7 protein-coding genes are annotated in these 5,730 nt (G+C 42.4%); all 7 read right to left on the bottom strand.

Translation table 11 applies throughout. The features are described from left to right. On the bottom strand, positions 1-1,709 hold a 1,709-nt coding region (gene flhA, locus Q1J64_RS01710; protein WP_301107369.1), incomplete at its 3' end, for a flagellar biosynthesis protein FlhA. A 24-nt stretch (positions 1,710-1,733) separates the two neighbouring features. Beyond that, positions 1,734-2,825, bottom strand: coding sequence for a flagellar biosynthesis protein FlhB (flhB, locus tag Q1J64_RS01705; protein ID WP_301107368.1), 1,092 nt, complete (start codon positions 2,823-2,825; stop codon positions 1,734-1,736). Beyond that, a complete protein-coding gene (fliR, locus tag Q1J64_RS01700; protein ID WP_301107367.1) occupies positions 2,818-3,594 on the bottom strand; it encodes a flagellar biosynthetic protein FliR in 777 nt (258 codons plus the stop codon). The genes flhB and fliR overlap by 8 nt, the downstream gene beginning before the upstream one ends. 4 nt (positions 3,595-3,598) lie before the next feature. Continuing rightward, the gene (fliQ, locus tag Q1J64_RS01695) at positions 3,599-3,868 is read right to left on the bottom strand and encodes a flagellar biosynthesis protein FliQ (RefSeq protein WP_301107366.1); all 270 of its coding nucleotides are present in this window, start codon (positions 3,866-3,868) and stop codon (positions 3,599-3,601) included. A gap of 12 nt (positions 3,869-3,880) precedes the next feature. Continuing rightward, a complete protein-coding gene (gene fliP / locus Q1J64_RS01690; RefSeq protein ID WP_301107365.1) occupies positions 3,881-4,546 on the bottom strand; it encodes a flagellar type III secretion system pore protein FliP in 666 nt (221 codons plus the stop codon). Continuing rightward, positions 4,539-5,252 (bottom strand): flagellar biosynthetic protein FliO, encoded by a 714-nt coding sequence (locus Q1J64_RS01685; RefSeq protein WP_301107364.1) that lies wholly within the window; start codon positions 5,250-5,252, stop codon positions 4,539-4,541. The genes fliP and Q1J64_RS01685 overlap by 8 nt, the downstream gene beginning before the upstream one ends. 8 nt (positions 5,253-5,260) lie before the next feature. Continuing rightward, positions 5,261-5,623, bottom strand: coding sequence for a response regulator (locus Q1J64_RS01680; RefSeq protein WP_153731288.1), 363 nt, complete (start codon positions 5,621-5,623; stop codon positions 5,261-5,263). Between the last annotated feature and the right edge of the window lie 107 nt (positions 5,624-5,730).

Here is a 5,730-nt window from a genome sequence, read left to right as displayed (position 1 = left end):
TACTGGCTGGTAATTTGACGTGCCAATGACTGCCTTACATATTCCGTCAGCACATCGACATCCGATGTATATTTAGCATAATCAGCAAGTGTTTCAAAGATGATCGGCAAGTTTCTAACCGATACTTGTTCACTTAACAACTTAGCCAAGACTTTTTGAATTTCTCCAATAGATAATGGTGTCGGCGTTAATTCATCGACCAAAATAGGATACGTTTCATGCACATGATCGATCAGCTGTTTTGTTTCCTGGCGACCGAGCAAGTCGGCTGCATTTGCCCGAATTATTTCAGTTAAGTGAGTAGAAACAACACTTGGCGGGTCAACCACCGTGTAGCCCATGATTTCTGCCTCTTCTTTTGCTTCTTCAGTAATCCATTTTGCAGGAAGTCCGAATGAAGGCTCAATTGTATCGATTCCTTCAATTAAATCTTCCCCACCAGGACTCATGGCCAAGTAGTGATCGAGCAACAGCTCGCCTCGCGCCATTTCATTACCCTTCACTTTAATCCGGTATTCATTCGGCTGCAGTTGGATATTATCCCGAATACGCACAACTGGAATTACGAGCCCAAGCTCTATAGCAAGCTGACGTCTGATCATCACGACGCGGTCCAGTAAATCCCCACCTTGCGTTGCATCAACGAGCGGTATGAGACCGTAACCGAACTCGAACTCAATCGGATCTACATTCAATAAGTCCACGACATTTTCAGGCCGTTTCAATCCCTCAGTTTCTACATCCTCTTCCATCTCAAGCAATTCTTCCGGATCTTCTGCAGCTTTACGTGACATCATGTACGCGCTTATGGCTAACGCTAGAGCGATCGGAATTGTCAATATGTCATTAATTGGAGTAGCTAACCCTAATAATAAAATTGTAACGGAAGCAACATACAACAGTTTAGGCTGTCCTAGTAACTGATTTGTAATATCCGTTCCTAAATTCCCTTCTGAAGCGGCACGAGTTACCACGATACCTGTAGCAGTTGAAATTAAAAGAGCGGGAATCTGAGATACAATTCCGTCACCGACTGTCAAAGTTGAGAACTGTGTTGCAGCTTCAGCAAATGGTAATCCCATCTGCACAACTCCGATGATCATTCCGACCAATAAGTTGATCATAACAATAATGATCCCGGCAATCGCGTCTCCTTTTACGAACTTTGTCGCACCATCCATCGCACCATAAAAGTCCGCTTCATTACTGACCTTTTCACGTCTCGCACGCGCTTCTGTATCTGAGATCATGCCTGCGTTCAAGTCAGCATCAATACTCATCTGCTTACCCGGCATCGCATCGAGCGTAAAGCGGGCAGCAACTTCAGAAACACGCTCCGAACCTTTTGTAATAACGATAAACTGAATGATAATTAAAATGACGAAAACTACGAGACCTACGACAATGTTTCCGCCGGTTACGAACGTACCAAAGGTATCAACAACTCCACCCGCATTACCTTCTGAAAGGATTGCACGTGTAGTAGAAACGTTCAGACCAAGACGAAACAGCGTCAATAACAATAAGAGCGACGGGAAGATTGAGAATTGTAAAGCTTCCTGCATGTTCATCGCTGTCAAAAGCACCATTAGACCTAGGGTAATGTTTATTATGATTAGAAAACTTAACAGCCAGGGTGGTAACGGGATGACGAGCATCGCAACGATCATAATAACCGACGCAAGTACTCCTAAATCTTTAAATTGCATGCCATCCCTACTTTCTCAGTTCACTTATATTTTTCGCTGGATACGGTAGACGTACGCCAGGATTTCTGCAACTGCTTTAAAAAATTCTTCCGGTATACGATCGCCAATTTCCACTTGATCAAACATTGCCCGTGCAAGCGGTCGGTTTTCTACCATGACGATATCATTTTCCTTGGCAATCATTTTGATTTTCTGGGCAATGAAATCCGCACCCTTTGCTACAACAATCGGAGAATCCATCTGCTCTTCATCATACTTTAGCGCAATCGCAAAGTGCGTTGGGTTTGTGATGACCACATCCGCCTCAGGAATTTCCTGCATCATACGGCGCATAGCCATTTCACGCTGACGTTGCTTAATCCGAGATTTAATCAGCGGATCTCCGTCCATATTTTTATGTTCATCTTTAATATCCTGTTTGGACATTCTAAGATTTTTTTCATAGTCAAATTTCTGATATAAGAAATCCAGTATCGAAATGACTAGCAACACGAGTGAAGCGATAATGCCCATCATTCCAACTAATTTTCCAATCGTCAGCAATACCATATGCGGCGTCCTGAAAGCTAAATCCAGCACCTGTCCCAAGTTCATCCAAATGACGAGTGTCGTAACTGTTCCAATAAAAGAAATCTTTAAAACTGATTTTAATAACTCCACAATGGCACGTATAGAGAATATTCTCTTCAAACCTTTAATCGGATCGATCTTTTTCAAATCGAACTTCAAAGGTTCTCCTGTAAACAACAAGCCAAACTGTAAGAGGTTCGCTACAATACTTGCAATCACCGCAATTATCATAATTGGCAATAAAATAATCGCCATTTGTTTTAAAATATTCATGTACACTAACATGACTTGATCTTCATTCAACATATGTATAGGAATAAAATGTGTAAATGACTCACGGAAAAACACAAAGAAATTATCTCTCATAAAACCGGCAGCAAAAAACATGAAAATAAAGACAGAAAGTAAAACAATTGCACTTGTAACGTCCTGACTTTTCAGTACCTGTCCTTTTTTCCTAGAATCTTCACGCTTTTTCGGAGTGGCTTTCTCTGTTTTCTCGCCGGCGAAAAATTGTAAATCAAGCCTTAGCAACAAATCAGCCACCTCCCAGCAGTACCATTAGATCTCTCATCGTGATGATCATCACTTCAAACAGTTTCTTCATTAAGGTAATCAGCACACCTGACATGGTCACGAGAACCATAAAGCTGACCCCTATTTTGATAGGAAATCCAACCACGAAAATGTTCAGCTGTGGCACAGCACGCGCGGTGATTCCAAGAGCCAAATCCACCAGGAATAGCGTACCAACAACTGGTATTGCCATCTGGAACGCAATTGCAAAAGCCTTAGCAAAGGTCAGCACCATGAATTCGGCTATACCCGCACTGCCGAAAGGAGGAAACATTTCATTCACAGGTACGAATTCATAGCTGTAGAAAATACCATCCAGCAACATATGATGTCCATTTAGGGCAAGAAGTAAGAGCATCGCTAATGAGTTAAAAAACTGACCGAGCAACGGTGACTGTGCACCGGTTTGAGGGTCAATGACGTTCGCTATCGCAAAGCCCATCTGAAAGTCGATAAAACCACCGGCCACCTGTATAGCCGCCATAATAATAAAGGCCGCAATGCCAATGGACAAGCCGACTACCGCTTCTTTTATTACCAGCAATATGTATTGGCCGTCTATTTCGACTGCCGGGATATCAACCGTGTAAGACATCATCCACGCGAGCAGCGCAGCAAAAATCAAACGCTGTGTCGCTGGAATTGACCGGTATGAAAACAATGGAAGTGTAACAAAGAAAGATGTCACACGCGTTAATATGAGTAAAAATGCAGGTATAGATGGGATGAGTTCATTCATTTAATCACCCAATATACCTTGAAAGACCTGAAAAAATTTCACTCGCATAATTAGTCACATACGAGAGCATCCAAGGTCCGAAAAATACAATGGCTACCATAACCGCGATAATCTTAGGTACGAATGCCAAAGTTTGTTCCTGAATCTGAGTTGTCGCCTGGAAAATACTGACGCCGAGTCCAGTCAATAACGCAACGAGCAAGAGAGGCCCTGATGCGAGAAGAATAACCCACACAGATCGTTCTGCAATAGAAATAACAAATTCACTCGTCATTCAAATCCCCCCCTAAAAGCTTTGCAGCAATGACTGGATAATAAGATACCAACCGTCCACTAATACAAACAATAATATTTTAAACGGTAATGAAATCATAACTGGCGGTAGCATCATCATACCCATCGACATGAGGACACTGGCGACAATCATATCAATAACCAGAAACGGAATGAAGATCATAAAACCCATTTGGAAGGCTGTTTTAATTTCACTCAGCGCAAAAGCCGGCACCATCATCGTCAGCGGTATATCTTCAATGGTTTCAGGCCGTTCCATTTGGTTGTAGCGCATGAATAACTCTAAATCTTTCTGCCTTGTATGCTCACTCATAAACTCTTTAAACGGACCGCTAGCCCGTTCGTATGCTTCATCCAATGAAATTTCTTCATCAAATAAAGGAGTTAGCGCTTCTTCATTCACCTGTGATAAAACAGGTGCCATGATGAAGAAAGTTAGAAATAAAGCCAGTCCTACTAACACTTGGTTAGGTGGCATCTGCTGTGTAGCAAGAGCCGTACGAACAAATGATAATACAATAATGATCCGGGCAAATGACGTCATTAAAATCAAAATAGCAGGGGCAAGCGACAACACCGTCAGCAGCAAAAGCATTTTGATTGAAGTTGAAACGTTAGCCGGATCACTGTTTGAAAACGAATTTAGAAAATCAGCCATCACGGTCGCTCCCTTTCCGCTTCAACCGATCCAATTGTTCTTTGCGATCTGCTTTGATCTCATCCATTTTGGAAGAAAACAATTGACTGAAATCAGAAGAATCCGTTGAGGTGTTCCCAGACTGTGCTTTCGAGAAAAATCGTTCATAAAGCTGCGAAATGATACCTTTTTGCACTTCACTGCCTTCTGAATCATAGCGGGCCAGCAAATCAGCAATTTCATCAGGGTCGTCGATCTCCTTCAAGAGCTGAACATTTTCACCGACACCTACCACAAAATAGTTATTACCCATTTTCACTAATTGAATGGATTTGTGTTGTCCAAGCGGAACACCACCTAAGTTGGTCATCAGACGGGTCTGGTCGAAACTGCGATTTCTTTTATTAAGAAATCGAAGCAGCCACACTAGCAAGCCTATAACAAAGACAAAAGCCAAAAGAGTGCGGATATAATCCCATGCAGACAGGCCTTTAGGTGGATCGGCAGACTCTTCCGGATCGGACATCGTACCAGGAGACCCCGTAGGAATCTCCTCATTTTTATCTACGTTCTCCTTAACAGCATCATCTGAACCGCAGTCTTTTCCTTTTCCAAAGCAGTCAGATACACGCGCGTTAGGATCTATTTCAGCATGTGCTTGAGGCATCCAGAAAACCAGGCAGACGAGCAGCATAACGAGCCATTTGGTAAAGTGTTTTACGTTCATAAGGCTACTTAGCTCAGCGCTTTGTCGATCGCTTCAATAACACGGTCAGCTTGGAATGGCTTTACGATGAAATCTTTAGCTCCAGCTTGAATTGCATCAATAACCATGGCCTGCTGTCCCATAGCTGAACACATAATAATTGTTGCTGAAGGATCTGTACCTTTAATTGCTTTAAGTGCAGCAATTCCGTCCATTTCCGGCATCGTAATATCCATAGTAACTAGATCCGGTTTCAGCTCACTATATTTTTCTACAGCTTGTGCGCCGTCTGCTGCCTCTCCTACTACTTCATAATTATTCTTCGTCAAGATATCCTTGATCATCATGCGCATAAATGCTGCGTCGTCTACTACCAAAATTCGTTTTCCCATTGCTTTTCCCTCCAGGTATCTACTTATCGTAAATTATTTAATCGATCCATCTGACTCAGTATATCTGTAATTCGTACTCCGAAGTTTTCGTCAATGACTACTACTTC

Source organism: Sporosarcina sp. (genome assembly GCF_029257255.1).
Lineage (GTDB): Bacteria > Bacillota > Bacilli > Bacillales_A > Planococcaceae > Sporosarcina.
This window is presented reverse-complemented; position numbering and strand designations above follow the sequence as displayed.